25 protein-coding genes are annotated in these 26,953 nt (G+C 67.0%); 15 read left to right on the forward strand and 10 right to left on the reverse strand.

What is annotated here, in order from left to right:
• Positions 1-29 precede the first annotated feature (29 nt).
• The 3 genes from VG561_RS13490 (at position 30) to VG561_RS13500 (ending at position 3,857) form a co-directional block, all read left to right on the forward strand.
• On the forward strand, positions 30-542 hold the full coding sequence (locus tag VG561_RS13490) for a hypothetical protein (RefSeq protein ID WP_032958753.1): 513 nt from the start codon (positions 30-32) through the stop codon (positions 540-542).
• A 73-nt stretch (positions 543-615) separates the two neighbouring features.
• Complete coding sequence (locus VG561_RS13495) at positions 616-2,454, forward strand: M3 family metallopeptidase (protein ID WP_169411275.1); 1,839 nt, start codon at positions 616-618, stop codon at positions 2,452-2,454.
• A 2-nt stretch (positions 2,455-2,456) separates the two neighbouring features.
• Positions 2,457-3,857 (forward strand): TPM domain-containing protein, encoded by a 1,401-nt coding sequence (locus VG561_RS13500; protein WP_423179690.1) that lies wholly within the window; start codon positions 2,457-2,459, stop codon positions 3,855-3,857.
• A gap of 1 nt (position 3,858) precedes the next feature.
• Here the strand turns inward: VG561_RS13500 and VG561_RS13505 are convergent, their stop codons facing one another.
• Genes VG561_RS13505 through VG561_RS13515 form a run of 3 tightly spaced genes read right to left on the reverse strand, consistent with a single transcriptional unit; the run spans position 3,859 to position 6,505 of the window.
• On the reverse strand, positions 3,859-4,530 hold the full coding sequence (locus VG561_RS13505; RefSeq protein ID WP_169411277.1) for a VOC family protein: 672 nt from the start codon (positions 4,528-4,530) through the stop codon (positions 3,859-3,861).
• 54 nt (positions 4,531-4,584) lie between these two features.
• Positions 4,585-5,664 (reverse strand): alpha/beta hydrolase family protein, encoded by a 1,080-nt coding sequence (locus tag VG561_RS13510; RefSeq protein ID WP_423179678.1) that lies wholly within the window; start codon positions 5,662-5,664, stop codon positions 4,585-4,587.
• Positions 5,665-5,677: 13 nt separating this feature from the next.
• Positions 5,678-6,505, reverse strand: coding sequence for an AraC family transcriptional regulator (locus VG561_RS13515; RefSeq protein ID WP_197561240.1), 828 nt, complete (start codon positions 6,503-6,505; stop codon positions 5,678-5,680).
• 186 nt (positions 6,506-6,691) lie between these two features.
• Between VG561_RS13515 and VG561_RS13520 the strand changes: the two genes are divergently transcribed.
• The 3 genes from VG561_RS13520 to VG561_RS13530 all read left to right on the forward strand — a co-directional run bounded on the left by VG561_RS13520 (position 6,692) and on the right by VG561_RS13530 (position 11,014).
• Positions 6,692-7,093 carry a hypothetical protein gene (locus VG561_RS13520; protein WP_014648738.1) on the forward strand — a complete coding sequence of 134 codons (402 nt, stop codon included), beginning with the start codon at positions 6,692-6,694 and terminating at the stop codon, positions 7,091-7,093.
• A 217-nt stretch (positions 7,094-7,310) separates the two neighbouring features.
• Entirely contained in the window at positions 7,311-9,713 is a 2,403-nt protein-coding gene (locus tag VG561_RS13525; RefSeq protein ID WP_262093682.1) for a TonB-dependent receptor, read from the forward strand.
• Positions 9,713-11,014: an aminotransferase class V-fold PLP-dependent enzyme gene (locus tag VG561_RS13530; protein WP_262087793.1), complete on the forward strand. Its 1,302-nt coding sequence runs from the start codon at positions 9,713-9,715 to the stop codon at positions 11,012-11,014. The genes VG561_RS13525 and VG561_RS13530 overlap by 1 nt, the downstream gene beginning before the upstream one ends.
• A gap of 366 nt (positions 11,015-11,380) precedes the next feature.
• On the opposite strand, the gene VG561_RS13535 is transcribed toward VG561_RS13530, so the two are convergent.
• The 4 genes from VG561_RS13535 to VG561_RS13550 all read right to left on the reverse strand — a co-directional run bounded on the left by VG561_RS13535 (position 11,381) and on the right by VG561_RS13550 (position 15,251).
• The gene (locus tag VG561_RS13535; protein WP_180835006.1) at positions 11,381-12,895 is read right to left on the reverse strand and encodes a PLP-dependent aminotransferase family protein; all 1,515 of its coding nucleotides are present in this window, start codon (positions 12,893-12,895) and stop codon (positions 11,381-11,383) included.
• Positions 12,896-12,904: 9 nt separating this feature from the next.
• Positions 12,905-13,504: a DUF6436 domain-containing protein gene (locus VG561_RS13540; protein ID WP_032958773.1), complete on the reverse strand. Its 600-nt coding sequence runs from the start codon at positions 13,502-13,504 to the stop codon at positions 12,905-12,907.
• Positions 13,504-13,764: a hypothetical protein gene (locus VG561_RS13545; RefSeq protein WP_262093681.1), complete on the reverse strand. Its 261-nt coding sequence runs from the start codon at positions 13,762-13,764 to the stop codon at positions 13,504-13,506. The genes VG561_RS13540 and VG561_RS13545 overlap by 1 nt, the downstream gene beginning before the upstream one ends.
• Before the next feature lie 71 nt (positions 13,765-13,835).
• Positions 13,836-15,251 carry a PLP-dependent aminotransferase family protein gene (locus VG561_RS13550; RefSeq protein WP_262093680.1) on the reverse strand — a complete coding sequence of 472 codons (1,416 nt, stop codon included), beginning with the start codon at positions 15,249-15,251 and terminating at the stop codon, positions 13,836-13,838.
• Positions 15,252-15,433: 182 nt separating this feature from the next.
• Here VG561_RS13550 and cyoA point away from each other — a divergent pair, with 182 nt between their 5' ends.
• The 5 genes from cyoA to VG561_RS13575 are packed head-to-tail and all read left to right on the forward strand — an operon-like array spanning position 15,434 to position 19,979.
• Positions 15,434-16,339 (forward strand): ubiquinol oxidase subunit II, encoded by a 906-nt coding sequence (gene cyoA / locus VG561_RS13555; protein WP_014648731.1) that lies wholly within the window; start codon positions 15,434-15,436, stop codon positions 16,337-16,339.
• Between the two features lie 5 nt (positions 16,340-16,344).
• Positions 16,345-18,321 (forward strand): cytochrome o ubiquinol oxidase subunit I, encoded by a 1,977-nt coding sequence (cyoB, locus tag VG561_RS13560; RefSeq protein WP_032958781.1) that lies wholly within the window; start codon positions 16,345-16,347, stop codon positions 18,319-18,321.
• Positions 18,318-18,953, forward strand: a complete 636-nt coding sequence (gene cyoC / locus VG561_RS13565) for a cytochrome o ubiquinol oxidase subunit III (protein ID WP_423179679.1) — start codon at positions 18,318-18,320, stop codon at positions 18,951-18,953. The genes cyoB and cyoC overlap by 4 nt, the downstream gene beginning before the upstream one ends.
• A 1-nt stretch (position 18,954) precedes the next feature.
• Complete coding sequence (cyoD, locus tag VG561_RS13570) at positions 18,955-19,287, forward strand: cytochrome o ubiquinol oxidase subunit IV (protein ID WP_006399830.1); 333 nt, start codon at positions 18,955-18,957, stop codon at positions 19,285-19,287.
• A gap of 11 nt (positions 19,288-19,298) precedes the next feature.
• Complete coding sequence (locus VG561_RS13575) at positions 19,299-19,979, forward strand: SCO family protein (protein WP_014648727.1); 681 nt, start codon at positions 19,299-19,301, stop codon at positions 19,977-19,979.
• 259 nt (positions 19,980-20,238) lie between these two features.
• On the opposite strand, the gene VG561_RS13580 is transcribed toward VG561_RS13575, so the two are convergent.
• Both VG561_RS13580 and VG561_RS13585 read right to left on the reverse strand, forming a co-directional pair.
• Positions 20,239-20,817 carry a hypothetical protein gene (locus VG561_RS13580; protein WP_014648726.1) on the reverse strand — a complete coding sequence of 193 codons (579 nt, stop codon included), beginning with the start codon at positions 20,815-20,817 and terminating at the stop codon, positions 20,239-20,241.
• On the reverse strand, positions 20,817-22,583 hold the full coding sequence (locus VG561_RS13585) for a S8 family serine peptidase (protein WP_049408020.1): 1,767 nt from the start codon (positions 22,581-22,583) through the stop codon (positions 20,817-20,819). The genes VG561_RS13580 and VG561_RS13585 overlap by 1 nt, the downstream gene beginning before the upstream one ends.
• 248 nt (positions 22,584-22,831) lie before the next feature.
• Here VG561_RS13585 and VG561_RS13590 point away from each other — a divergent pair, with 248 nt between their 5' ends.
• From VG561_RS13590 to VG561_RS13600, 3 genes are all read left to right on the forward strand, one after another.
• A complete protein-coding gene (locus tag VG561_RS13590) occupies positions 22,832-23,242 on the forward strand; it encodes a hypothetical protein (RefSeq protein WP_142235084.1) in 411 nt (136 codons plus the stop codon).
• A 108-nt stretch (positions 23,243-23,350) separates the two neighbouring features.
• The gene (locus tag VG561_RS13595) at positions 23,351-23,791 is read left to right on the forward strand and encodes a DUF2231 domain-containing protein (protein ID WP_041863928.1); all 441 of its coding nucleotides are present in this window, start codon (positions 23,351-23,353) and stop codon (positions 23,789-23,791) included.
• The gene (locus VG561_RS13600) at positions 23,784-25,094 is read left to right on the forward strand and encodes a PQQ-dependent sugar dehydrogenase (protein WP_423179680.1); all 1,311 of its coding nucleotides are present in this window, start codon (positions 23,784-23,786) and stop codon (positions 25,092-25,094) included. Before VG561_RS13595 ends, VG561_RS13600 begins: the two co-directional genes overlap by 8 nt.
• 131 nt (positions 25,095-25,225) lie before the next feature.
• On the opposite strand, the gene VG561_RS13605 is transcribed toward VG561_RS13600, so the two are convergent.
• Positions 25,226-25,888: an exopolysaccharide biosynthesis protein gene (locus VG561_RS13605; RefSeq protein WP_032958795.1), complete on the reverse strand. Its 663-nt coding sequence runs from the start codon at positions 25,886-25,888 to the stop codon at positions 25,226-25,228.
• Between the two features lie 149 nt (positions 25,889-26,037).
• Between VG561_RS13605 and yidA the strand changes: the two genes are divergently transcribed.
• Positions 26,038-26,871, forward strand: coding sequence for a sugar-phosphatase (gene yidA, locus VG561_RS13610; RefSeq protein WP_142235086.1), 834 nt, complete (start codon positions 26,038-26,040; stop codon positions 26,869-26,871).
• The last annotated feature ends 82 nt before the right edge of the window (positions 26,872-26,953 follow it).

Genomic DNA, 26,953 nt, shown 5'->3' on the forward strand with positions numbered 1-26,953 from the left:
GACGACCCAACCGGATTCAGGATGAGCCCATGCGTCGAAACCGTTCCGCTGCCGTGCTGATGCTTGCCTGTGGCGTGGCCCTGGTTGCCTGCACGCCCGAGCCCCAGGTGACGCCCACGGAAGTGGCGCCTGCACATCCCGCGCCGTCGTCCACGGCGGCAGCGGTCCAGCCCGCACCGGTGCCTGCCAGCGGTGAATGCCCCTACTCGCAGTTCGATGCGTTCCTGAAGCACTTCGGCAACGAGATCGCGCTGCAGGAAAAGGCCACCGCCGATCCGCTGCTGGACAGCTACATCGATGCCGAGGCCGAGCCGGAACCGCGCAAGGTGGAAAGCCGCCTGGCGCTGGCCGATGTCGAGTGGCCGGTGATGCCCGATCCCGCCGCGTTGGCCGGGCAGGGCCGCGAGATGCAGGTCAGCACGCTGGCCGATGGGCAACGACAGGTACAGATCCGCACGCCGGACAGCAGCGACCAGCAGACCTACACCTTCGCGCAGTCGCCCTGCTGGACGCTGGTCAAGCGCGAGGATGAGTCGATCTGATGCCTGTCCCGGCACAGGCGCGGCCGGGCGGGGGCTGCTAGGCTCGGAGCCTGATCCAGGCAAGGAGACGCCGATGCAGGCTCGCAGGATGTGCACCATCACCGCCACCATGACTGTCATGCTGGCGATGGCACCCTTCACCGGCGTCCAGGCGCAGTCGCTGCCGGCCGACGATAGCGCCTACTTCGCCAGTGCGGCAGCCGAACAGGCCGCGCGCGGCGAGCTGGGCAAGCGTGTCGAGGCCCTGCAGCAGGCTTCCGCGCTTGCACCTGCGCAACGCTTCCATCAGGCCGAGGCACTGCAGGCGCAGTGCCTGCGCCATCACAGCTATCTGCATCTGCAGGCCGCACGCAACGCCCGTGACCATCGCCCGACGCAGGCGCTGGACCAGGTGATGGGGCTGTGCAGCCGCATCGCCCACACCGGCCGCGCGGCGCTGCGCGAAGCGCCCGCAGACGCGGCGTGGGCAGCACCGTATGCCTTCCTGCGCGCGCGTGCGCTGAAGGACGCCGCAGCACCGGCCAGTACCGCACTGGATGAGGCCGTGGAGGCCCTGGCCGATCCGGCGCTGGACAGTTTCGCACGGCTGCGTGGGCAGATCCTGCGCAGTGCCGAGTACCCGCAGATCGAGCGTGATGGTCGGCACTGGGACACCGGGCACGACAAGCAGGCACTGGCCCAGCAGCGGGACCGCGCGTTGCGGGAAGCGGGCTGGAAGGGTTACTGGCAGGGCCTGCACTCGCGCCGCGAGCCGATGGCCTCGGTGCTGCTGGGCCTGGTGCAGGTGAACGATGCCGCCGCGCGCCTGCAGGGCGATGGTTCTGCACCGGCGCGGGGCTACCAGCGCATGGGCCTGGATGCATCGGCGGTGGATGCTACGCTGCAGGCGATCGAACGCCATGCACGGGACCGTCGCGCCTACCAGGACATGCTGCTGCGCCACGCCGCGCGTTCAGGCATCGATGCGCCGCAGCTCTGGGATACCACGTTGCCCGATGCCGGCTATATGCCGCCGGTACTGACGCTGGCGCAGCTGCGCGACAATGCCGCCGATGCCATGCAGCACCTGGGGCCGGCATACGTCAGTGAGCTGCGTGCGCTGCTCGATCCGGCCAACCGGCGCATGGATCTGGCCACCGAACGTGGTGACCGCAGCCAGGACGCGTTCTCGGTAAGCGCTCCCGGCGTGCCGGCAATGCTGTTCGTTGGCGTGCGCCGTGGTGATCTGGAAAGCGATGTCGAGATCGCCCATGAAGCCGGTCATGCCATGCACGGTGAGTGGATGCAGCGCGGCCATGCCTCGCCGCTGCAGCGCAATGGCAGCCAGTGGCTGACCGAGGCCTTTGCCATCTACAACGAACTGCGCTTCCGCGACCAGCTGTACCAGCAGGCAGAGGACCCGCGGGCCAAGGCCTATTACCTGAAGTCACTGCTGGACGATATGGTGCTGCAGCTGTTCACGTCTTCCGAAGAGGCGCAGCTGGAGCAGTCGATCTACGAGGGCGTGGCGGACAACACGCTGGGTACCGCCGATGACCTGGACGCGTTGACCGGCCGGGTGCTGGCGCGCTTCGGTCAGGACCCGGAGCGCTATCCGCAGCTGTGCAACGGCTGGATCGGCAAGCGCCTGATGTATGACGACCCCAACTATCTGGTGAACTACCTCTATGCAGGGCTGCTGGCCGTGCAGCTGTTCGTGCAGGATCAACGCGACCCGGCAGGGTTCCGTGAACGCTATCTCGCGGTGCTGGGTGAAGGCTTTGATCGTGCGCCGACCGAGCAGGTGGCGCAGTTGCTGGGGCACGCGCCCGATTGGCCGGCGCTGGTTGATGCTGATCTGCAGGTGTTCAACCAGACGGTCGCGCAGCTGCAGGCGCTGCATGCGCGGATCGAGGCAGGGCAGGGCACGTGAAGATGCTGCGCAGGATGACGTGCACCCGGGTCAAGGCATGGCTGTTGATGCTGTTGTGCCTGTTGCCGATGGTGGTGATGGCCGGTGCTGCGGTCCCTGCGCTGGATGACCCGGTGGTGGACGCCGCCAACGCACTTTCGGCGGATACCCGCGACATACTGCGCACGCAGGCCCTCAAGTTGCAGGCGCGCACCGGCGCGCAGCTGCAGGTGCTGGTGGTCGACCATGCTGGCGACGAGGGCATCGAGGCCTACGCGCAGCGGGTGTTCGACCAGTGGCAGTTGGGCCGCGAAGGCGTTGACGATGGCGTGCTGCTGCTCGTGGCCGTGCAGGACCGCCGTGTACGCATCCAGACCGGTTACGGTCTGGAGGGCGCGATTCCAGATGCCTATGCCGCCCGCATCATCGACAAGGCGATCGTGCCGCGTTTCCGCGATGGCGACCTTGACCAGGGCCTGCTGGATGGAACGAAGGTCGTGGTCGCGCTGATCGATGGCGAGGACCTGCCGGCCTGGGAAGCGCCATCGATGCGCGACGTGCTGCCGGCCGGTTGGCGCAGCGCGGACTCCGTGGTTGCACTGACGCTGCTGGCCGGCTTCCTTGCGGGTCTGTGGCGCTCACCGCCCTCGGCGCCCGCGGCCAGGATGCCGGACGACCTCGCACGCAGGCATCGCGAGCGCCAGCGTGGAGCGCCACGCGAGGTCACCACGCCGCAGGCGCGCCCGAAGCGATTGCCGGCCTGGGGTCGCCCGCTGCTGGTGACGGCTGTGGTAGCCGCGGGTCTGCTGTCGGCGGCTATGTGGGCGCCACGCCAGGCATTGGCAGCGGTCTGCCTCGTATTGGCGTTGTGCGTACCGGTGGCGAGCCTGCTTGGCTGGTGCTGGCGCCGCAGCCGAGGTGTGCGCGTGGTGCTGCTCGGCATGCTCGGGGTCCGTTCGGGGCTCTTGGTGGTGATGATGCTGCGTGGCCAGTTGCCGCCCAGTCTGGCCCTGCACACGTTGCTGGACCTGGCGGCAGGCATCGTAGCCATGCTGCTGTTCTTCCTCGTGCAGGCGTGCCGCGCGCGCTGGCACAAGGACCGCAGCAGCTTCGGGGTGAGGTTCGCAGTGCTCTTGCTGCTGACCGCTGGCTACGTGCTCTTCGCACTGCTGGCCATTGATCGCGCCGACCCGGTGGCACGCCTTGCCGCGACGATCGGGTGGAGTGCCGGCACGGTCGTGCTGTACTTCGCCTGGATTTTCACCATGCTGCCCGGTGAGAAGGCACGCGGCAGCCGCAGATCATCCGTCGGCCACCGCAGCGCGTCCAGCTGCCCGTCGTCAAGTTCGTCTGCGAGCAGCTCCAGCAGCTGGTCCGGAGGCGGCGGCCGCAGCGGCGGAGGTGGTGCGTCGGGCAGCTGGTAGTTCAGGCTGCCTGTACCCGCCAGCCGAGCACAACGTCCTCCACGACACCGGGGCCAGCCACGTCGCCCACCTGCAGCAACAGCCCCTGCGCATTGGGCAGGTCCTTCTGCTCGGGAAACCACCGTCGATCGGCCGCGACCACGATCAGCAGGCCCTCGTCGTCGCCCATCGGTGCGAACTGCGGCGAAGCCGGGCTGATCGGCTGCAGGCCGAAACGTTGGTTGGACAGTTCGCGTACGGCGTCGACATCGCGGCTGGGCAGGCCGACTTCGCTCAGGCAGGTCAGCTCGCTGCCATGGAACACGCCTTCGCGAGCGCTGGCCGGCAGGCGACGGCGGCCGATCAGTTCAAGGATCAGGCCGTCCGGGCCGGTGAAGTACACCGACTGCGACTGCCAGCTGCTCTCCAGCGCGAAGTAGTCCAGCCCCGCCGGATTGCGCTGCAGCGGCGTGCGCTCACGCAACCACGTCATTGCCTCGCTGAAGCGGTTGTCCGGCACGTTGAAGGCCAGATGCACGCCACCCACCGGACGCCCCGCCGCAGGCTGAAGTTCGAGGGTGCTCCAGCCGACGTGCACATGGTTGCCGACCACGCGCTGCTGCAGCACATCGTGGAAATATGTGGCCACGGAAGCGACGTCGGATACCGGCAGAGTGAGGTGCAGCAGGCGCATGATCGATTCTCCGTGGACGCGCCCACTGTAGCGCCGGGCGATGCCCGGCGGCCACTAGCGCAGCGAATGGTTGAAGAACCGTATTGCCGCGTCCGCTGCCTGCGCGTGGGTCTGCGCCTTCGGCACCGATGTGCTGCACAGGTCCTGCAGCCGCTGTTGTCCGGCCGGGGTGCATGCGGCGAGGAAATCGTAATGGCCGACACCGGGCAGCACCTGCAGTGCAGCGCCCGCAATCACCGCACGCGCAGCCTCGCCATTGGTCTGTGGTGGCGCGACCGTGTCCGCCTGGCCCAGCACGATCGACACCGGCTGTTTCAGCGAGGAGAGCTGCTCGGGCGCAAAGGCCTGCACGATTGCCGGCGCCAGCAGGAACACCGCGCGCACGCCGGGAATGGCGCGTGCGTCGTTGGCGTGGGACATCCATGGCGACAGCTCGGGCGACGCCGCAGCGGCAACGCGCGCCTCCATCGTGTGCGTTGCCGCCTCCTGTTGGGGCCGGCAGACGCCGTCATCCGGATGTGCGGTGCAGAAGTCCCGCAATCGCTGCAGGTCCGGTCGCGCACCGGCTGCCAGCAGCGCGGTGTAGCCACCGGCCGAGAAGCCGGCGACCCCCAGGCGCTCAGGATCGACATGCGGGCCCAGCACCGGATCAGCTTGCACGGCCGCCAGTGCGGCACGCAGGTCATCGGCGCGCAACCAGGTCAGAAGGCTGCCGGGCAGGGTCATGGTGTCAACGCCGTTGTTGCCTGGATGATCCACCGCAATCACCAGATACCCGGCCCGCGCCAGCGCCGTGCCCAGCCAACCCATCATGCGCGCGCTGCCGCCGTTGCCATGCGAGAGCAGCAGGGTCGGCAGGCGATCACCCGCGACCGGCGCATCCTTGGCCGACCGGCCGACGTCGAACAGCGGCGCGTCGGGTGGACCGATGGTCAGCGCGTTTTCGCGGCTGCCGGCCTGTGCCGGATACCAGACCGTGTAGCGCAGCGCGTCGCGGTGCCCTGCGTCGCGCACGGCGGCGCTGGCCAGCGTCGTCGTGCCGTGGCGCTCGCCGGCGACGCCGTTTTCGCGGGCGGCGCCGACGCTCGCGAACGCCAGCAGCATTCCTCCCAGCACAGCAGCGGTCATGCGCATCTTCAACTCCTTGTCAGTGGGGACGTTCTTCCACCGGCAGCCAGATCTCCACGCCGCCGTTGCCGCTGTGCTCGTCGAACCGGGCGTCGTAGCGCTCCAGGTCCGGCGCATCGGCAAGGCTCAGGTTGGACGCAGGGAGATAATGATCCAGCAACCAGAACCAGGTCGAGCGGATGGCCGAGATGTGTCCGCCGTGCCAAGCCACCAGGTAGCGGCGCGCCGGGATGTCCACGCGTCGCCAGTGCGCAGGCACGCTCGGCACCGCGCTTGCCGGTAGTGCCGCAATGTAGTCGAAGCCACCATCGTCATCACTGTTGCAGCACACGCCGAAGCTGACCGGTGCCGGCGTCGGCCACTCGCGGTTGAGCTGGGCCCATTGGCCCGGAATCGCGCCGCTGCTGTCGCGGGTATGCCGCATGCCGACGCCTGCCACCTGGAACGCGGGCGTATCGAGCAGCCGGGGGGCTTCAATGCAGGCTGACGGGGCCTCGTCCAGGCGGATCGCCTGCACCAGCGTCAGCCCATCGGTGCCCTGTTCGCGTACCCGTTCCGGTGTCTGCCCGAACTGTTCGCTGAAGGCACGGGTAAAGGCAGCATGGGTGGTGTAGCCGGCCCCCAGCGCCACCTGCAGGATGTCGCCCGCGCCGTTGGCCAACCGCTGCGCGGCAGCGGTCAGGCGGCGCCCGCGCAGGTAGCGCACCACCGAGGTGCCGGTGCGGGCCTGGAACAGGCGTGACAGATGAAACGGCGACAGGCCGGCCGCAGCGGCGATGTCGGCCAGCGCCAATGGCTGGTCCGCATGGGTTTCGATGTACCACAACGCCTTGCCTGCCGCGCTCATCCTGCCGTTCCCCGCATCCAATGCCGGCACAGTAGCGGATCGGCAGGCACGGCGTTTAGCAGTTCTTGCGCTGCCGGGGCTTTGCGTCTGCCTGCGTACCGGCAACAATGCGCGCTTCATGGACGTGATGGGGGGCAGGGAGATGCGATCGACGACGGGGGATGCCAGGCCAGCGGAGCCCGGCCGATGATCGAGATGATCGAAATGCTGCTTGCCCTCTGGGTACTTCCCAGTCTGTTGACCCTGGCGCTGATGCTGCTGATGTTGTTCGGCGCACCACGGTGGCGCGGCAATCCCTGGGTGTACCGTGTCGGCTTCGCGTTGCTGGGCGGGTTTCTGACACCGACGTTGTTGGGGGCCGGTCACGGTGGGTTGCCGTGCGCGACTATCGGCGGGCTGGTGATGATACTGACGCAGCTGCAATGGATCGGCGATCTGCAGGTCGACTTCATGGGGATCGGGATTCGCAACAGGGGCATCTGGATCATGTCCACCCCCGCCTTGGTGGTGTTCGCCGCCATGATGTTCGTTCCGCTGCGAACGGCACGGCCGGCCCGTTTCGGCTTTGGCGACGACGCCAACGGCTAGCCGCTGTGTGCGGGGATGGGGCGTGGGTCTGCATTGCCACCCATGCATGGCGTGGATCTACGGATGAGCCCTGGCAGGGGCCAACCTTGGTTGGCGCATCAAGCTGTCGTACTGACGTCATGCCTTCTTCACACATCGCGCCGAGACTGCGCGCCTTGTCCAGGCCTGTTGTGTGCGCACAGGTGCTGGCCCTGTCGCGTCCTCCCGGAGCCCTGCCGTGCATCGTTCGAAGCTTTCGCGTTCCATCCTCCTTGCCCTTTCCATGGCCAGCGCAGGAGGCGCGATCGCAACGGAGGCCGATGCGGTCGATGCCGCCGGCGGCAGCCGCGCCGCGCCCACCCAGCTCGACGCGATGCTGGTCACCGGTACCCGCGCGTCCAACCGCACCCAGTTCGAAACGCTGGCGCCGGTGGATGTGTTCAGCAAGGAAGACATCAGGTCCGTCGAATCCACCGACCTGAAGGACGTGCTGGCCCAGCTGGTGCCGTCGTTCGTGGTGCAGCGCCTGCCGATGGCGGACGGCCAGGTGTTCGTGCGTCCGGCGACGCTGCGTGGCCTGTCGCCGGACCAGACCCTGGTGCTGGTCAACGGTCGCCGCTTCCACCGCAGCGCGCTGCTCGGCAACCGTGGTGCACAGGCCGCTGATCTGGCACAGATTCCAACCAGCGCGATCAAGCGCATCGAGGTGCTGCGTGATGGCGCGTCGGCGCAGTACGGCTCGGACGCCATCGCCGGCGTCATCAACATCATCCTGGAGGATGGGCCGGGTAGCGAGATCACCGCCGGCTACTCGCAGTACGCGCAGGGCGACGGTGCTTCGCGCGATTTCAGTGCGCGCACCGGCTGGTCGCTGGGCGACTATGGCAGCCTGGTGCTGTTCGCCGAATCGTCCACCTCCGACGCCACCTCGCGCACCCGCCAGCGCCCCGATGCCATCGCCTTCCAGGCCGCGCATCCGGAGCTCGAGGTGCCCAACCCGGTGCAGCGCTGGGGCCAGCCGGAACTGGAAAGCCGCCGCGTCGGCTTCAACGTAAAGGCCAACGCCAGCGATACGCTGGAGCTCTATGCCTTTGGCCTGTACAGCCACAGCGATGGCGTCAGCGATTTCAACTGGCGCAACCCGGACACCACCACCGGCGCGTACCGCACCACCGCCATCTTCCCGGGCTGGAACCTGCGCTCGCTGTATCCGGTCGGCTTCAGCCCGCAGTACGGCAACGTGCAGAACGACCTGCAGCTGGTCGGTGGCCTGCGCGGCGAGATCACGCCGAAGCTGCGCTGGGATGTCAGCGCCTCGTATGGCCGCAACGCCATCGACTATCGCCTGAAGAACTCGATCAATGCCTCGCTCGGCCCGGCCAGCCCGACCGACTTCGATCTCGGCCGCCTGACCCAGACCGAGAAGAACGCCAACGCCGACTTCAACTACGAATGGGACGTGGCTGCGCTGTCCAAGCCGATCAACGTCGCCTTCGGTGGCGAGTTCCGCCAGGAAACCTACCAGGTGCGCGCCGGTGATCCGGCCTCGTACGCGGTGGGTCCGGGCGCGGCCGGGGGCCTGGAGGCCAACTCCAATGGCGCGCCGGGCTTCTCGGCCAGCCAGGCCGGGCAGTGGAGCCAGCGCAGCAAGGCCGCCTACGTGGACATGGAAGTGCCGCTGGGCGAGCGCTGGAGCATCGGTGCAGCCAGCCGCTATGAGGACTTCTCCAGCTTCGGCAGCACACTGGACGGCAAACTGTCGGCGCGCTTCGCGATCACCCCGGACGTCGCCCTGCGCGGCACCGTGTCCACCGGCTTCCGCGCGCCGACGCCGGCGCAGCTCAACACCACCAGCACCACCCAGGGGTTGGATACGCGCACGCTGCAGATCTTCACCAGCGGCCGCCTGTCGCCGAACGATCCGCTGGCGCAGCTGCTCGGTGCCAGGCCGTTGAAGCCGGAAGAATCGCGTACCGCATCGCTGGGCCTGACCTGGCGCACCGACCTGGGCCTGTCCGGCTCGGTGGATGTCTACCAGATCAAGCTCACCGACCGCTTCAGCCAGTCGGCCAGTTTCGCCATTCCGGCCGGTACGCCCAATCCGCTGGGCTATACCTCGGTGAACTACTTCACCAACGACTTCGACACCACCACCACCGGCGTGGACGTGGTCGGCAATTACCTGCGCGACCTCGGCGCGGGCCGCATGACGCTGACCCTGGCCTACAACTACAACCGCACCCGCGTGGACAACGGCAGCACCTCGGTGGCAACCAACGAGACCCAGCGCGTGCTGTTCGAAGATCGCCTGCCCGAGCACAAGGGCAGCCTGACCGGCAGCTGGGACATCGGTGCCTGGTCGCTGATGGCGCGCATGCGCTACTACGGTGCCTGGACCGATTCCAGCGGCAATGCGGTGGGCGATATCTACCAGCGCTTTGGTGCGATGAGCTTCCTCGACCTGGCCGTCGGCTATCGCATCAACGAACATCACAGCCTGCGCGTGGGTGCCGACAACGTGTTCGACCGCTATCCGGACGAAGCCACCTTCCAGGCCAGTCGCGGCCTGGTCTACTCGCGCAATGCGCCGTACGACACCGACGGTGCCAACCTGTACGCACAGTACCGGCTGAGCTTCTGATGGACCGCAACCGCCGCGTCCTGTTGCGTGCCGGTGCACTGCTGCCGGCTGCAGCTGCGCTGTCTTCACTGCCCGCCATGGCTGCCGCGGGTTACGCTGCGTCCATGCAGATTCCCGCAACGACCGTAGCGCCGGACGCGCTGGCCCGCGATGAAGGCTACTGGGCCGCCGTGGCCAGCCACTTCGACATCACCGATGAAGTGAACCACCTGGAGAACGGCTACTGGGGCGCGATGGGCCGCGAGACGCTGGCCAGCTACCAGCGCCACACCGCCGAGGTGAACCGTGGTAACGCCTGGTACGGCCGTCATGAGTTCCCGGTGCAGTACATGGCGGTGCAGCGGCAGGTGGCCGAACTGCTGGGCGTGGGCGCCGACGAGATCGCACTGACCCGTGGCGCCACCGAAGCGATGCTGGCGCTGATCGGTGGCTACAACCGCCTGCGGCCCGGCGACCAGGTGCTGTACGCCGACATCGACTACGACAGCATGATCGGTGCGATGCGTTGGCTGCAGCAGCGCCGTGGCGTGCAGGTCGAGCGCATCACGCTGCCGGTGGTGCCCGACCATGCGCAGATCCTGCAGGCCTACGAGGCCGCGTTCGCGCGGCTGCCACGCCTGAAGCTGGTGCTGCTGACCCAGGTCAGCCATCGCCATGGGCTGGTGCTGCCGGTGGCCGAGATCGCCGAGCGTGCACGCGCACGCGGTATCGACGTGATCGTCGATGCGGCGCACGGGTTCGGCCAGATCGACTACGCGGTGCCGCAGCTCAAGGCCGATTTCGTCGGCATCAACCTGCACAAGTGGATCGGCGCACCGGTCGGTGTCGGCGCGATGTACGTGCGCAGGGGCCGCGTTGCGGACCTCGACCCGTACATGGGCGAGACCGACGACGGCCGCGTGGGCAGCCGCGTACATACCGGCACGGTCAACTTCGCCGCTTACCTGGCACTTCCGGAGGCGATTGCCCTGCACCAGCGCATCGGTGCGGACAACAAGCAGGCGCGCCTGCGTTACCTGCGCGAGCGCTGGACGCTGCCGGCGCGGCAGATGGCGCACATCGAAGTACTGTCTTCGCCGGATCCGGCGTTGGCGAGTGCATTGGCCAGCTTCCGCCTGCGCGGGCGCACCAGCGTGGCTGACAACATCGCGCTGCAGAAGCGCCTGTTGGATGAGCATCGCGTGTTCACCACCCATCGCGACGGCTTGGACTCCGGCGCCTGCGTGCGGGTGACGCCGTCGGTGTTCACCCGGCCGCAGCAGATGGATGCGCTGGTGAAGGCCCTCTCCGCCTTGGCCTGACCCTGCTTTGGTGGGTGCCAACCTTGGTTGGCACATTCCAACCGTGCCGGGGAATCTTCCGCCGGCCAGCGGCCGGCGCTACCGGTCGGGTGGGTGCCAACCTTGATTGGCACATTCCAACCGTACCGGGGAATCTTCCGCCGGCCAGCGGCCGGCGCTACCGATCGGGTGGGTGCCAACCTTGGTTGGCACATTCCAACCGTGCCGGGGAATCTTCCGCCGGCCAGCGGCCGGCACTACCGGTCGGGTGGGTGCCAACTGTTGGTTGGCACATTCCAACCGTGCTGAGGAGTCTTCCGCCGGCCAGCGGCCGGCACTACCGGTCGGGTGGGTGCCGACCGTTGGTCGGCACATCCCATTCCAGGGCTACCGCTCGATCGCCGGCAACGCGTCCGACAACAACAACCGGTCAATCCGTCGCAGCGCACTTTCCAGCTGCCGGCGATCGGCCGCCAGCCCCAGCGACAGCCGCACGCCGTTCTGATGCTGCACCCCCGGCGGGCAGAACGCCGATGAGGGCGCGATCGCCAGCCCCTGCAGCTGTGCGGTACGCACCAGGGTGGCGTCAGTCCATGGCGCTGGTACCCGGCACCAGGCATGCAGGCCTTCGGCGCGCAGCAGCAGCGAAGGCGCCAGCAGGTAGCGCGCCATGCGCATGCGCTCGCGTGCCTCGGTGCGCACCTGGGCCAGCAGTGACTGCGCCGAACCATCCAGCAGCAGCTGGCTGGCCAACGCCGAGACCAGCGGATGACCCATCAACCGCGTCGCCCGCAATGCAGCCGTCATCGACTCGGCGTGCGCAGCGCTTGGGCACTGCACGAACGCAGTGCGCAGGCCGGGGCTGATCACCTTCGACAGCGTCGCCACGTAGAACACATGGCGCGGTGCCAGCGCCGCCAGCGGTGTCGGTGCATCCTCGGCGAGGTGCCAGTAAGGATCGTCTTCGATCGCCAGCAGGCCTTCCCTCTCCAGAACACGCGCCAGCGCTTCGCGCCGCTGCAGCGGCAGGGTCAGCGCGGTCGGGTTCTGGCAGGTGGGGTTGAGATAGACCAACCGCGCGCCGCTTTCGCGTGCCAGCCGGGCCAGCGCATCGGGGCACATGCCGTGTTCGTCGCTGTCCACCGGCAGCAGCCGCCGGCCCAGTGCGGCGGCGGCCTGCAGCAGGCCCGGATAGACCAGCGCATCGCAGAGGATCGCATCATCGTCGCGGCCCTGGCTGACCAGGATCGCGGCAAGCGCCACCTGCGCGCCTTCGGTCAGCAACAGGCTGGCATCCTCCACCGCGCCCAGCATCGGTTGCAGCCAGCGCGCTGCCGCGTGGCGGTCGGTGGGATTGCCGCCGCCCAGGTGGTAGGTCATCAGGTTCGGCGCGTTGCTGCGCGCAAGCACGGCGGCGGCACCGCGGCGCAGGGTCTCGGCCAGCGCATCGGCATCGGGCACCGGCGGCACGTTCATGCTCAGGTCCACCACCTGGTCGAAGCCGGCCTTGGGTGGTGCGATGAAACTGCCTTGTGGCCCGCGTGCCTCGATCAGGCCGCGCTTGCGCGCTTCGTCGAACGCCCGCGTTACCGTGGTCAGGTCGACGCCGAGCTGCTGCGCCAACGCACGCTGCGAGGGCAGGCGTTGTCCTGGTGCAAGCCCACCGCGACGCACCGTGCGCTCCAGCGAATTGACGATGCGCAGGTAGATCGGACCGTTGTGCGCGAGCACGTCCTGCACCCATTCGCGGGCTGCGACATCCGGTCGCGGCATGTACGGAGCATGTCGGGGCGTATCGTTGCTTCCAACGGCGGGAGCCTGTCCATAACCATCGGTCGGTTCGGACAGGTGACCGCCGTTATTGCTTGTGGCGGCCACAGCGGCCAGCGTCAGTGGTGTCATTGCGCGTCCTCAGCGCTTGGCCTGCCAGGGGCAGTAGCAGCCCACGGCAAGCAGTCCTTTCGGGCGCACGGTTTCGCCGCGCACCAGTCTGTCCAGCAGTGGTTCGACGAAGCTGTTGGCCGAGTTGCAGACCATGCCGATGCTGTACGGGCCGGCATAGGCGAGGTGGCCCTGCCGGTCCCAGATCGCCACGGCAGGGCTGGCCGGGATGTGTTCGATGCCGTCGATGGTCGGCAGGTTGATCACCTTGTTGCGCAGCGGCTCAGGCAGTTCGCCGTGGGTACCGGGGCGGCGGATCGCATAGAAGTCGATGCCGGCGCGGCGGTACATGCTGATCAGGTAGCTCAGGTGTGCGCCGGTTTCGCGGTTGCAGACGGCACACGCCGGGTCCCAGAAGTGCACCACGCGGATGCGGCCGGTATCACCGGCCAGATCGGACGGCAGGCGCAGCTGCGAGTCGTCGAAGACGATGGCCTGTTCGGTGAACGTCGACTGCGCGCTGTAGCCGAAGTACTGCCACAGCGCAGCCGCCACGCCGGCCATGAACAGGCAGGCGAGGGCGATCATCGTCGGCAGCAGCCAGCGGCGGCGCGGCGCGGCTGCGCCCATCAGGACGCCTCCCCGCCGAACTTGTGCACGTACTGCTTGCGCATCTCGCGGCAGGAGTCGGCCTGCGCGCGACGCTGGATCTCGCTACGCGACGGATCCTCGCTGCGCTGCACGCATTGCTCGATGGCGTGGCGCTCGGCGGCCTGCACATCCACGGTCTGCGGCTGCAGGCAGACCCAGGCCAGCGCGGCCAGCATCAACACCACAAAGCCACCACAGCCGGCCATTACCAGGTGGAACTTCAGTCTCTCGGCGCGCATCGACGCGTCCCTTCATCCATACATTGCATGCAAAATATCATTTTGTATGGATTCGGCGCCATGCGCCCGGTTCAGACGATGGCGTTGTGCCGGGCCTCGGGGGCCTCAGACAGGATCTCGTTCAGTTTGGCCAGCGCCCCGGCCAGCGCATCCTGGTCAACTGCGCCGCCCAGCGACAGGCGGATCGCGTTGCCCGGTGGCGGTTCCTCCACGCTGAAGGCGTCCGAGCTGGCGATGCCCAGCCCCTGTTCCTGTGCGGCCTGGATCAGCCGGTACTGGTCCAGCCGCGGCGGTAGCGGCAGCCATACGTGCAGGCCGGCCGGGTGCGCCCGCGCGCGGGACGGCAGGTACTGCGCGGCAATCGCCTGGCGCTCGCGCAGCTCCTGCTGGAAGCGCTGCACCATGTCCTGGGCCTGGCCGCTGCGGATCCACTGCGACGCCACCGCCACCATTGACTGGGTCGGCATCAGCGCGATCGCACGCAGGGCGTCCAGCACCGGTTCCATCGGTTCGCCGCCCGGCACCACCAGGTAGGCGGTGCGCAGGCCCGGTGCCAGGCACTTGGACAGGGTGGAGATGTAATACACCGGGCAGCCGGCGTCGCGGTGGGCGGCCAGCGGCGGTGCGGCGTCCCCGGCCAGCAACCAGTAGGGATCGTCTTCGATCACGGTCAGATCGTGGCGCTTGGCAACCGCCAGCAGGGCCTGCCGGCGTTGTGCCGACATCGTCGCCGTGGTCGGGTTCTGGATGGTCGGTACCAGGTACAGCAGGCGCGGGCGGCGTAGCTGGCAGGCCTCTTCCAGCGCTTCGGGCAGCATGCCTTCGGCATCCATCGCCACTGGCACCACACCCCGCTGCAGCACGCGCGCGGCGGCCAGTAGGCCCGGGTAGGTCAGCTGCTCGGCGGCGATCAGCTCGCCCGGCTGGGTGCGGGCCAGGATCAGTGCGCACAGTGCGGTCTGCGCGCCGGGGCAGATCACCACCTGGTCGGCACCCACCGTGCCCAGCACCGGTGACAGCCACTGCACGGCGGCGGCGCGGTCCTCGCGGGTGCCGGCGCCGACGTGGTAGCTCATCAGTTCGCCCCGGCCCAGCTGCTGGCCCACGTGCTGGAAACCGGCCTCCATGCCCTGTGCGAACGGCGCGCTGCCCAGCAGCGGCGGGATGTTCATGCTCAGGTCCACCGAGGTGCTGCGGTTGCCGGCCGACAGCGCGATGAAGGTGCCGCCGGCGCCTTGCGCATCCAGCAGGCCAGCCTGGCGCAGCTCGGCAAAGGCCCGGGTGACCGTGGTCAGGTCCACGCCCACCTGCTGGGCCAGGTCGCGCTGCGGCGGCAGCCGGTCGCCCGGACGCAGCACACCGTCATCCACTGCCTCGCGCACCTGCTGGGCGATCTGCAGGTACAGCGGGCCAGCGCCCTCGCGGAAGGGGCGAACCCAGGTGCGATTGGGGTGTTTCAGGCGGCGGCCGGCGGCAGGTGGCGTCATCGGTCAGTTTTTCCATACGTGCAGATGCACAAGTCCATACAATGATGTATCTTGTATGGGCTTGATTGGAGTGGATCGCTCTCTTGTAGGCGACCTCGTACCCACAGTGTAGCCGCTCCACGCCCGGGCGCTGCGCGCAGGCGAGCCGGTCAAGCGCGCTTCTTCAACAGGGTTGACCTCCAATGAATATCTGCTGGAACCGCATCCGCCTGGCGCTGGTCGCCCTGGCCTGCGTCGGCCTGTCGGGCTGTGACTGGGTGCTGCTGGATTCGAAGGGCATGGTCGGGCTCGCCCAGCGCGACCTGATCCTGATCTGCATCGGCCTGATGCTGATCGTGGTGATACCGGCCATCGTGCTGACCTTCGTATTCGCCTGGCGCTTCCGCGCCGGCAACACCAAGGCGAAATACACGCCGGACTGGTCGCATTCCACCAAGGTGGAGATCGTGGTCTGGGGCGTGCCGCTGCTGATCATTGCCGGCCTGGCCGTGATCGTGTGGAAGTCGACCCACGAACTGGACCCGTACAAGCCGCTTGACGTGGCCGGTGAGCCGCTGCACGTGGACGTGATCGCCACCGACTGGAAATGGGTGTTCGTATACCCGGACCTGGGCATCGCCACGGTCAACCAGCTCAACTTCCCGGCCAACCGCCCGCTGGCGTTCAACATCACCTCCAACTCGACGATGAATACCTTCTTCATCCCGCAGCTGGGTGGGCAGATCTACGCGATGGCCGGCATGCGCACGCAGCTGCACCTGATCGCCAACGAGCCCGGCCAGTTCCGTGGCATGTCCGGCAACTACAGCGGGCATGGCTTCTCGAACATGAAGTTCATTGCCACCGCCAGCAGCAACGAGGAGTTCGAGCGCTGGGTGGCCGAGGTACGCAGCGCACCACAGGCGCTGGACTTCAACCAGTTCAAGGCGCTGGCCGCACCGTCGAAGAACGCGCCGGTGCAGCACTTCTCCAGCGTCGAACCGCTGCTGTTCAAGAAGGTCATCGACCAGTTCATCGGCGTCGGTGAGAACACCGCTGCTGCGTCCCCGGCGGGTGCTGCCGGTGGTGCCCAGGTTTCCCAGGAGTAACGAACATGTTGGGTAAATTGACGTGGGAGGCCGTGCCGCTGCACGAGCCGATCGTCGTGGTCACGCTGGCGGCCATGGTGCTGGGTGGCCTCGCGCTGCTTGGCGCGGTGACGTACTTCAAGCTATGGGGCGTGCTCTGGCGCGACTGGTTCACCACCGTGGACCACAAGAAGATCGGCATCATGTACGTGGTAGTGGCGCTGGTCATGCTGGTGCGTGGCTTCGCCGACGCGCTGATGATGCGCGCGCAGTTGGCCGCGGCCGGGCCAGGCAGTGATGGCTTCCTGCCACCGGAGCACTACGACCAGATCTTCACCGCGCATGGCGTGATCATGATCTTCTTCGTGGCCACCCCGTTCGTGGTCGGCCTGATGAACATCATCGTGCCGCTGCAGATCGGCGCACGCGACATGGCGTTCCCGTTCCTCAACGCCTTCAGCTTCTGGATCTTCGTGGTTGGCGCCGCGCTGATGATGATCTCGCTGGGCGTTGGCGAGTTCGCCATGACCGGCTGGGTGGCCTATCCGCCGCTGTCGGGCATCGAGTTCAGTCCGGGCGTAGGCGTGGACTACTACATCTGGGCGTTGCAGGCCTCGGGCATCGGCACATTGCTGACCGGCGTCAACCTGTTCATCACCATCCTGCGCATGCGTGCGCCGGGCATGACCCTGATGAAGATGCCGGTGTTCACCTGGACCGTGCTGGTCACCAGCGTGATCATCATCGCCGCCTTCCCGATCCTGACCGTGGCGCTGGGTGCGCTCACCCTGGACCGCTACCTGGACTTCAACTTCTACACCAACACGTTGGGTGGCAACCCGATGATGTACGTGAACCTGGTGTGGGCCTGGGGCCACCCGGAGGTGTACATCCTGGTGCTGCCGGCGTTCGGCATCTTCTCTGAAGTCACCGCCACGTTCGCGCGCAAGAAGCTGTTCGGCTACAAGTCGATGGTGGGCGCCACGCTGGCGATCGGCATCCTGTCGTTCATCGTCTGGCTGCACCACTTCTTCACCATGGGCTCGGGTGCCAGCGTCAATGCCTTCTTCGGCATCATGACGATGATCATCGCCATCCCCACCGGCGTGAAGATCTTTACCTGGCTGTTCACCATGTACGGCGGCCGCGTCGAGTTCAGCGTACCGATGCTGTGGACCATCGCCTTCCTGGTCACCTTCACCATCGGTGGCATGACCGGCGTGCTGCTGGCCATCCCGGGCGCGGACTTCCTGCTGCACAACAGCCTGTTCCTGGTCGCCCACTTCCATAACACCATCATCGGCGGCGCGCTGTTCGGCTACCTGGCCGGCTTCGCCTACTGGTTCCCGAAGGTGTTCGGCTTCACCCTCAACGAGCGCCTGGGCAAGTGGTCGTTCGCCTGCTGGGTGATCGGCTTCTACCTGGCCTTCATGCCGCTGTACATGCTGGGCTTCATGGGCATGACCCGCCGCATGAACCAGTACGACAACCCGGCGTGGACGCCGTACCTGATCGCCGCCTTCATCGGTGCACTGTTCGTGTTCGCGGGCATCATCCTGATGCTGGTGCAGATCTACGTGAGCGTGCGCGACCGCAAGCGCAACCTGGACCTGACCGGCGACCCGTGGAACGCACGCACGCTGGAATGGGCCACGCCGTCGCCGCCGCCGTTCTACAACTTCGCCGTGGTGCCCAAGGCCGATGAGCTGGATGCCTTCCACGAAGCGAAGAAGCGCGGCCTGCCGCCGCCGCCGAAGACGTACGCCCCTATCCACATGCCGAAGAACACCGGCGTGCCGCTGATCCTCAACATCTGGATCCTGGTGCTGTGCTTCGCCCTGGTCTGGCACATCTGGTGGATGGCCGCGGCCAGCTTCATCGCGATGATCGTGACCCTGATCGTGCGGTCCTACGACGAGGACGTGGATTACTACGTCAGTTCCGAAGAGGTGGCGCGCACCGAAGCGGCCAACCTTGCCAAGCTGAAGGAGGTACGCGCATGAACCTGTTGACCCGCCCCGAGCTGGCCAGCGACACGCAGGCGCACGAGGACCACCACGAGCACGACCACGGCCACGAACAGGGCGGCATGAAGGTGTTCGGCATGTGGGTCTACCTCATGTCCGACCTGGTGCTGTTCGGTTCGCTGTTCGCCTCGTACGCGGTGCTCAGCACCGCCTACGCCGGTGGCCCCACCGGCAAGGACCTGTTCTCGCTGCCGTTCGTGATGGCCGAGACCTTCCTGCTGCTGGCCTCCAGCATCACCTACGGCCAGGCCGTGCTGGCCATGCATCGCCACGATGCCTCGGCGGTGCTGCGCTGGCTGGGCGTGACTTTCGTGCTCGGTGCCTCGTTCATCGGCATGGAGATCTACGAGTTCTCGCACCTGATCCACGAAGGCGCGGGCCCGAGCACCAGTGCCTACCTGTCGGCGTTCTTCGCGCTGGTCGCCACCCACGGCCTGCACGTGGCCAGCGGCCTGATCTGGATGGCGGTGGTCATGCACCAGGTCTACCGCCGTGGCCTGACCCCGACCAACATCACCCGCGTGTCGTGCCTGAGCCTGTTCTGGCACTTCCTGGACCTGGTGTGGATCTGCGTCTTCACCTTCGTCTACCTGATCGGAGCCTTCTGACATGGCCCACGTCGAAACCTCGCGCGCCGGCAATGCGCACGGCTCCACCAAGTCCTACCTGATCGGCTTCGTGCTGTGCGCGCTGCTGACCGTGGTGCCGTTCGCACTGGTGATGAATCCGGTGCTGTCGCGGCCGCTCACGCTGTTCCTGCTGGTCGGCTTCGCAGTGGCGCAGATCCTGGTGCAGCTGGTCTATTTCCTGCACATGGACCGCAAGTCCGAAGGTGGCTGGAACCTGGCCAGCTTCGTGTTCACCCTGGTGATCCTGTTCATCGTCGTCGCGTTGTCGGTCTGGATCATCTGGAGCATGCACTACCACATGATGATCAACTGAGCCTGCGAACCGTGAAAGGCATTGCGTTCCCCCATCGTGGCCTGCGCCTGGCCGCAGGCCTGCTGCTCGGCCTGCTGGCCGGCTGCAGCGCGCAGTCGCGCATGGACTTCTATGCGAAGGACATCGCCTGCGAAGAACTTGGCCAGCAGTGGTCGATGCCCGACAGCCACGGCACCGTGCGTGGCCCGAAGGACCTGCAGGGGCAGGTGACCTACCTGTTCTTCGGTTTCACCAGCTGCCCGGACGTGTGCCCGACCACGATGGTCGAGCTGAGCCAGGTCAAGCACCTGATGGGCAAGGATGCCGATCAGCTACAGGTGGTGTTCGTCAGCGTCGACCCGGCCCGCGACACGCCCGAGGTCGCGCGCACCTATGTGGAAGCGTTCGATCCCAAGGCAATCGCGCTGGTTGGCAACGATGCGCAGCTGGCCGCGATGGCCAGCGACTTCAAGGCGTTCTACGAAAAGGAACCCGGTCAGGTACCGGATACCTACACCATGAGCCACATTGCCGGCGGCTACGTGTTCGACCGCCAGGGCCGCCTGCGCCTGTTCGCGCCGTACGGCATGCCGGTGGAAAAGCTGTTCTCGGACGTGCAGCGCCTGCTGCTCGAGCCCGGCCACCCGGCCGCCGGCAACGACGCGCTGGCCAGCTGCCACCTCAAGCACAGCGGCACACTGGCCGCGCGGTAACGCCGGTGGGTGCCAACCTTGGTTGGCACGTCCGAATCTGCTCCTGGTAGATGCCAACCTTGGTTGGCACAGCTGTAGAGCCGAGCCCATGCTCGGCGCCGCGCGCACCGCGCCTGCGGCACCCCGTAGACAGCAGCCGAGCATCGGCTCGGCTCTACATGCGCGCGGCCCCGGCAGGTGCCGACCGTTGGTCGGCACACCCCCACACCAATCCCCGGCCGGCCAGGAGAGCCAGCCGGCCGGGGCACCGCTCAACGCCTTACTTGGTCTCTTCCCACTGCACCACGTCCGGCTCGGTGGCGCGGATACCGGCGGTGGACAGCAGCCTGGTGGTCGCATCCAGTGCCGCGTTCACCGACGGGTACTCCACGATGGCCTGGCCCGAAGCCTTCGACACCTTCACCACGGTGCCACCGGTGGCCGTAGCCGCGCGCTGGGCCGATGCTGCATCGGTGAAGAACACCTTGACCCGCGAGGTCGCCACCACCGGCGCTCCGTCACGGGAGACCGCCGCCGCGAACTTGCCGGCACCGGCATCAGCAGGCGCCGCCGCGGCACCATCCAGCGAACGCTTGGTACGCGAGCTGGTGGTCGCCGCCGCCTGCGGTGTGATCGTGAACTGGCCGCCGCTGGCCTGCTTTACCGTTGCCGAGGGCGACAGCTGGAAACGCGTGCCGCCCACATCGAACGAGCGGCCGGTAGCGGACGCCTTCAGTTCCTGAGCATCCACGGTCGACAGGGTCCTGGCCGGAGGGGTCTGCCCCGAGCTCTGTGCCCAGGCAGGGAAGGTCATCGCCGCGAAGGCGAGCGTGCTCAACAGAATGGTGGTCTTCATCATCAGTGCCCCAGAACGCGGATCTTGAAGAATTCGAGGTTGCCACGCGATGCAGCGGTCGCGGCCTGCCCCATGTCGGTCACTTCCAGCGTCCAGGTGCCCGTGGCGTTCTCATCCAGGAAGGCATTGCTGGACAGCAGGTCCCAGCTGGTGAAGTTGCTCTGCGCGCCACCCGTGCCCGAACCGATCGCGGTGAACGCCGGTTGCACCACGCTGCGGGTACCGCTGGGTGACACCAGCACGAACTGCAGCTGGCGCGTGTTGCGGTGGTTGACCCGGAAGCCCAGCTGCACGCTTTCGATGTTGCGCGCGCCGTTGGCCAACTGGAAGGTCAGGCGTGCAGCGGCGGCCGAGGTGTTGCCGATGGCCACGGTACGCGTGGTGTTGCGCCAGCCGCTGTCGACCAGCGCACCGAGCGACTGGAAGTTCTCGGCCACCTGCACCGCGCGTGCAGCGTTGACCACGCCGAAGCCATACCAGTTGCTGTAGGCACGGCCGGCAGCATTCACCGTCCAGCCCGGCACCAGCGTGCGGCCGTCGGCCAGCGTCACCGCCGGCTGGTTCGGGTGGTTGCGGGTGGCGGTGGTGGCCAGGATGTACTTCACATCGCGATAGGACAGGTTCGGATTGGCTTCCAGCACCAGTGCCGCCACGCCCGAGACCATCGGCGCTGACGCCGAGGTGCCGTTCATCTTGGCGGTGTAGTTGCAGGTGCTGTCGATGGCCGACAGGTTGCTGTCCAGCGTGTTCTGGCGGTTGGTGTTCTTGTTGCTGCCCTGCGCGCACCCGGTCACGTCGGTGGTGACGATGGCCGGGTCGTAGGCGCGTGCCACCAGGCCGGGGGCGTACTGGGCCTGCAGGCCGTATTCGCCGCCGAAGGCCGACACCCACAGCGCCGAGCCGGTGGAGGAATACGACGAGCGCACGCCATCGGCACGCACCGCGCCTACCGTGATCACGTTGAACAGGTTGTTGCGCGGATCGCGTCCGGCCGGCACGCAGCCGGTGTTGCGGTTCTTGGTGTCGGTGGTGCAGACATCCTGGGTCTGGCTGATCGAGGCATTGTTGAAGTTGTTGCCCGCCGACTTCACGTAGATGCCGCCGCGGCCACCGCGCGTACCAGACAGTGCCTGCTCATACGAACGAATCGTGTTTTCGCTGTACGCCAGCGGCAGGTTCGGATTGCCCGGGCCGGCGCCCCAGCTGTTGTTGAACACCTGCACGTCGGCCGACTCCGCGCCGTCCCACCAGGCGTACTCGATGTTGCTCTGCTGGTTGCCCAGGGCTGAGCGCGAAATCGGGTTGAAGCCCTTCAGCGTCGCCGCCGGCGCCACACCACGTACGCCCAGGTTGTTGGCGCCCACCGCGCCAGCAATGCCGCCGACCATGGTGCCGTGGTTGTCGACGTCCGGGTTGGTCGGGGTGGGGTTGTTCGAGCCGTTGGTGAAGTTCTTGCCGGCCACCGCCGCCACGTTGGCCGCCAGGTCCGGATGCGCGATCTGCAGGCCATCATCGACGATGGCGATGGTGACACCCTGGCCACGGATGCCGTTGCGGAACAGGCCATCCACGTTCAGGTCGTTGCCGGCCACCGGCAGGGTGTCGGCCGGGACGGTCTGCCCGGTGTTGAGCAGGTGCCACTGGATACCCGCCAGCGGATCGGCCTGTTGGGCCTGCGCGGTGGCGGCCAGGCTGCCCAGCACCAGGGCAGTGGCAAGGGCCAGGCGCGCAGAGCGCGGTGGCGCGGAGCGTTGCGTGTGTCGCTTCATACACGAATCCTTCTGTTGTGAATCGGCATGGCAGGACGGCGGGGCGGAACTGCCCCATCGCAACGAGCCAAACGCGACACAACGGAGAACCCCCTACCTCTTCACATCCGCAATGTACGAATATGCAAATTGCGTCACAAACACTTAGTACGTCAGGTTATGACAGGGCGCGCGAATGCCTTCACGCCATCTTCGCGCGCTTGCTTCGGGTGCGGGAAACTCGGGTAACCACATGCAGGTGAAGACACATGAAGAAGGAACGCCAGCGTGCACGTGCGCGCGCAGACCAGACCCCGCTCTCGGTTGCCGCCATCCGCAAGGTGGTGCTGTCGATGTACCACCGTCGCCATGATTACTGGACCGATGCGGATATCGCCGAGCTGCTGCCGGCGCTCGCCACATTCAATATCACGACGATCAAACAGTTGCGCTTGCTGATGAAGCGGCACCGACGCGCGCTGCTGCAGGAGGAAAGAGTGAAGATGCGTAGGGCGCAGACACTGCACCTGCTGGCTGAGGATGGTCCCTGTGGCATCGATGTACACGCCAATACCAGCTACTACGCCATCGGCGGCCTGGTCCGCACCAGCATGGAACACGAATTCGGCTTCGAGACGATGCTGCCCTTCCACGAGGTGCGCGAGGACGAACCCGCGTAACGCGGTGCCTGCCCGGTGGGTGTGGCAGCGCCGCCGGGGCATCATCGCGCGCCCTCACATCGCGCTGTGCTACTACAGCCCGTGCACCCTTCCGCACGGAGCACGATGATGGTCAATCCGCTCGCCCAGGCCCATCGCGGCCTCGGCACCACGCTGTTCAGCCTGTTGAACCCGATACCCTTCGGCTTCTTCGTCGGTGCACTGATCTTCGACGCGATCTATCTCAACAGCGCCGAGGTGATGTGGGGCAAGGCCGCCGCTTGGCTGATCACGTTCGGCCTGCTGATCGCCATCGTGCCGCGCCTGATCAACCTGTTCGCGGTCTGGCGCCGCAACGGCACGGCCACCCGCATCGACCGCATCGACTTCTTCCTCAACCTGGTCGCGGTGGTGCTGGCCATCTGGAACGCCTTCGTGCACAGCCGCGATGCGTATGCCGTTGCTGTGCCGGGCACGATCCTGTCGGCGCTGACCGTGGCCCTGATCGCCCTGGGCCTGATCCTGTTGTCATTGCAGCCGCCGGTGCTGCAGGGAGGTCGTCATGGCTAAGCACATCCTGCCCACCGTGGCCGCGCTGGCACTGGCCGTCACCCTGTCGGCCTGCGCCGGCAAGGCCGAATACCATCCGGCCGACCAGTCGGGACCGCAGCCGCCACTGCCCAAGCCGGCCAACTTCCTGATGCCGCCGATGCAGGTGCCCAAGGGCGTGGGCTGGGCCGACGGCCAGGCCCCCACGGTGGCCGAAGGCCTGAAGATCGAGCGCATCGCCGCCAACCTGCAGCACCCGCGCCGGCTGCTGACCCTGCCCAACGGCGATGTACTGGTGGTGGAAGGCAATGGCCCCGGCGAAGAGCCGGTCACCACACCCAAGCAGTGGATCGCCGGCAAGGTGAAGGCGCGCTCGGGCAAGGCTGGCAAGGGCGGCAACCGGGTCACCCTGCTGCGCCGCTCGCCAGGCACCAACACCTGGACCCAGCACGTCTACATCGAAGGCCTGCACTCGCCGTTCGGCATCCAGCTGATCGGTGACACGCTGTATGTGGCCAACACCGGCAACATCATGCAGTACCACTACGTGCCCGGCGAAACCCGCATGTCCGACAAGGGCCGCGAGTTCACCGACCTGCCCAGCACCATCAACCACCACTGGACCAAGGAACTGCTGGCCAGCCGCGATGGCAGCAAGCTGTACGTGGGCGTCGGCTCCAACAGCAACATTACTGAAAATGGCCTGGCCGTCGAATACCGCCGCGCGGTCGTGCTGGAGGTGGTCGTAGCTACCCGTGGCAGCCGCATCTTTGCGTCGGGCATCCGCAACCCGACCGGGCTGGACTGGGAGCCGAGCACTGGCCAGCTGTGGGCCGTGGCCAACGAGCGTGATGAGATCGGTGCCGACCTGGTGCCGGATTACCTCACCTCGGTGAAGGAAGATGGCTTCTACGGCTGGCCCTACAGCTACTACGGCCAGCACGTGGACGAGCGCGTGCAGCCGCAGCGGCCGGACCTGGTGGCCAAGGCGATCGTGCCGGACTATGCCATCGGCTCGCACGTGGCACCGCTGGGCCTGCTGTTCTACACCGGCCAGGCACTGCCGGCGCAGTACCACGGCGGCGCCTTCATCGGCGAGCACGGCAGCTGGGACCGCTCGCCACTGAGTGGCTACGAAGTGGTCTACGTACCGTTCAAGGACGGCAAGCCGACCGGGCGGCCGCAGACCGTGGTCAGCGGCTTCACCTCGAAGGACGAGAAGACCCTGATGGGTGCGCCGGTGGGCATGGCGATGGATGCCGAGGGCGCACTGCTGGTGGCCGACGACGTGGGCGACGTGGTGTGGCGGGTGTCGGCGAAATAGCTGTGTAGCGTCGAGCCACGCTCGACTGCTGTGGATCCGGCCTTTGTAGAGCCGAGCCCATGCTCGGCTTACGCGCGCAGCGCGCGGGTTTCCGTGCACCGAGCGAACAGCAGCCGAGCATGGGCTCGGCTCTACAGTTCGGCGGTACTGCTGCGGAACCCGCTGAACACCGATTCGGCGGCAAATCCCACGCCGCCCAGCAGCACGCCGAAGTACACCACCGTGGCCACCACGAAGCCGTAGCCGGCTGCCACCGCCGCACCATCGCGCTGGATGAAGCCAATCGCAAACGACATCAGCGCCAGCGCCGGCAGCGTGTTGCTGAAGGGAATCGGCCCGGCCGGTGCCATCAGCAGCAGGGTCGCGAACACCAGCATCAGGTTGTTCAGGCGCATCATCTTCTTCGAGCGCACCATCACCGCCAGCCGCATCGGCCGCGACAGCCGCTCCATGCGGTGCACCCATTTCAGCGCACGGCCCAGGTTGGCCTTCAGCTTGTCGGTGGCGATCCCGCGGCGCGCCAGCTTCTGCGGCACCCACAGCGGGCGGTTGCGCACCCGGCTCAGGCCGATCAGCAGGATCGAGGCGCCAAACACCGTGCTCAGCCCGGGAATCGACACCGGGATGATGAAGATGGCCGAGAGCAGGATCACGACCAGCAGCAGGCCCTCATCGCCCAGCGCGCTGAGCAGGGTGCCGACGCTCACCTGGTCGCCGGGCAGCTCGTCGATCATCTGCTCGATCTGCTGGGCCAGGGGCGCGCTGTCATTGGTTTCGGGGGCACGGTAGGTCATGCGTCGCAAGGTTCTCCAGGGAAGGGCGGTCAATGGGCCGTCCTGCGGTGGGGGACGCACAGGCTCCTGCAGTATCCCGGCCAAGGTGGGCAAAGAGGTGAACCGGGCATGAGGGGGTAAACTGCCGTGCCCCGCATGAGTTGAACGCAATGGACATGGGCCGCAGGCAATCGACCATCGAACTGGTCGCCATCGACATGGATGGCACGCTGCTGGACCCGTCGCACCAGCTCACCCCCCGCGCCAGGAAGGCCATCGCGCAGGCGCGCGCACTGGGCGTGCACATCGTGCTGACCAGTGGCCGCCCGGTTCCCGGCCTGGCGCCGTACCTGCACGAGCTCGGCATCACCGGCAACGACGACTACTGCATCGCCTGCAATGGCGGCCTGGTGCAGCGCATCGGCACGCGCGAAACCGTGGTCGAGTATCCGCTCAGCTTCGACGACTTCCTGTTCTGCGAGCAGGTCGCCCGCGACTTGGGCGTGCACTTCCAGGCGCTGGACAGCCAGCGCATGTACACGCCCAACCAGGACATCAGCTACTACACCGTGGCCGACTCGCATCTTTCGCGGATGCCGCTGTCGTATCGCCGCGTGGAAGACATGGACCCGTCCATGTCCTTCATCAAGCTGATGATGATCGACGAACCCGAGGTGCTGGACGCTGCCATCGCGCGCCTGCCCAGCGCGCTGACCGAGCGCTTCGCGGTATTGAAGAGCGCGCCGTTCTTCCTGGAAGTGTTCGACCACCGCGCCGGCAAGGGGCCGAGCCTGCAGAAGTTGGCCGAGCACCTGGGCATCGACCGCGCCAACGTGATGGCCATCGGCGACCAGGAGAACGACCTCACCATGCTGCAGTACGCCGGTACCAGCGTGGCCATGGGCAATGCCATCGATGCGGTGAAGGCGGTGGCGCGGTTTGAGACCAGCAGCAATGCCGATGAAGGCGTGGCGCGCGCGATCGAGCGTTTCGTCCTGCAGTAACCGCGCGTCCCTACGCTCTGGTAGCTGCCAACCTTGGTTGGCACACACAATCGGCAAGCGCCGACCAAGGTCGGCCTCTACC

This window comes from Stenotrophomonas sp. CASM110, assembly GCF_049384345.1.
In the GTDB taxonomy this organism is placed as follows: domain Bacteria; phylum Pseudomonadota; class Gammaproteobacteria; order Xanthomonadales; family Xanthomonadaceae; genus Stenotrophomonas; species Stenotrophomonas muris.

Coding starts and splice junctions, on each gene's coding strand:
- VG561_RS13490 (WP_032958753.1), top strand. CDS start 30: ATGCGTCGAAACCGTTCCGCTGCCGTGCTGATGCTTGCCTGTGGCGTG.
- VG561_RS13495 (WP_169411275.1), top strand. CDS start 616: ATGCAGGCTCGCAGGATGTGCACCATCACCGCCACCATGACTGTCATG.
- VG561_RS13500 (WP_423179690.1), top strand. CDS start 2,457: ATGCTGCGCAGGATGACGTGCACCCGGGTCAAGGCATGGCTGTTGATG.
- VG561_RS13505 (WP_169411277.1), bottom strand. CDS start 4,530: ATGCGCCTGCTGCACCTCACTCTGCCGGTATCCGACGTCGCTTCCGTG.
- VG561_RS13510 (WP_423179678.1), bottom strand. CDS start 5,664: ATGCGCATGACCGCTGCTGTGCTGGGAGGAATGCTGCTGGCGTTCGCG.
- VG561_RS13515 (WP_197561240.1), bottom strand. CDS start 6,505: ATGAGCGCGGCAGGCAAGGCGTTGTGGTACATCGAAACCCATGCGGAC.
- VG561_RS13520 (WP_014648738.1), top strand. CDS start 6,692: ATGATCGAGATGATCGAAATGCTGCTTGCCCTCTGGGTACTTCCCAGT.
- VG561_RS13530 (WP_262087793.1), top strand. CDS start 9,713: ATGGACCGCAACCGCCGCGTCCTGTTGCGTGCCGGTGCACTGCTGCCG.
- VG561_RS13535 (WP_180835006.1), bottom strand. CDS start 12,895: ATGACACCACTGACGCTGGCCGCTGTGGCCGCCACAAGCAATAACGGC.
- VG561_RS13540 (WP_032958773.1), bottom strand. CDS start 13,504: ATGGGCGCAGCCGCGCCGCGCCGCCGCTGGCTGCTGCCGACGATGATC.
- VG561_RS13545 (WP_262093681.1), bottom strand. CDS start 13,764: ATGCGCGCCGAGAGACTGAAGTTCCACCTGGTAATGGCCGGCTGTGGT.
- VG561_RS13550 (WP_262093680.1), bottom strand. CDS start 15,251: ATGACGCCACCTGCCGCCGGCCGCCGCCTGAAACACCCCAATCGCACC.
- cyoA (WP_014648731.1), top strand. CDS start 15,434: ATGAATATCTGCTGGAACCGCATCCGCCTGGCGCTGGTCGCCCTGGCC.
- cyoB (WP_032958781.1), top strand. CDS start 16,345: ATGTTGGGTAAATTGACGTGGGAGGCCGTGCCGCTGCACGAGCCGATC.
- cyoC (WP_423179679.1), top strand. CDS start 18,318: ATGAACCTGTTGACCCGCCCCGAGCTGGCCAGCGACACGCAGGCGCAC.
- cyoD (WP_006399830.1), top strand. CDS start 18,955: ATGGCCCACGTCGAAACCTCGCGCGCCGGCAATGCGCACGGCTCCACC.
- VG561_RS13580 (WP_014648726.1), bottom strand. CDS start 20,817: ATGATGAAGACCACCATTCTGTTGAGCACGCTCGCCTTCGCGGCGATG.
- VG561_RS13585 (WP_049408020.1), bottom strand. CDS start 22,583: ATGAAGCGACACACGCAACGCTCCGCGCCACCGCGCTCTGCGCGCCTG.
- VG561_RS13590 (WP_142235084.1), top strand. CDS start 22,832: ATGAAGAAGGAACGCCAGCGTGCACGTGCGCGCGCAGACCAGACCCCG.
- VG561_RS13595 (WP_041863928.1), top strand. CDS start 23,351: ATGGTCAATCCGCTCGCCCAGGCCCATCGCGGCCTCGGCACCACGCTG.
- VG561_RS13600 (WP_423179680.1), top strand. CDS start 23,784: ATGGCTAAGCACATCCTGCCCACCGTGGCCGCGCTGGCACTGGCCGTC.
- VG561_RS13605 (WP_032958795.1), bottom strand. CDS start 25,888: ATGACCTACCGTGCCCCCGAAACCAATGACAGCGCGCCCCTGGCCCAG.
- yidA (WP_142235086.1), top strand. CDS start 26,038: ATGGACATGGGCCGCAGGCAATCGACCATCGAACTGGTCGCCATCGAC.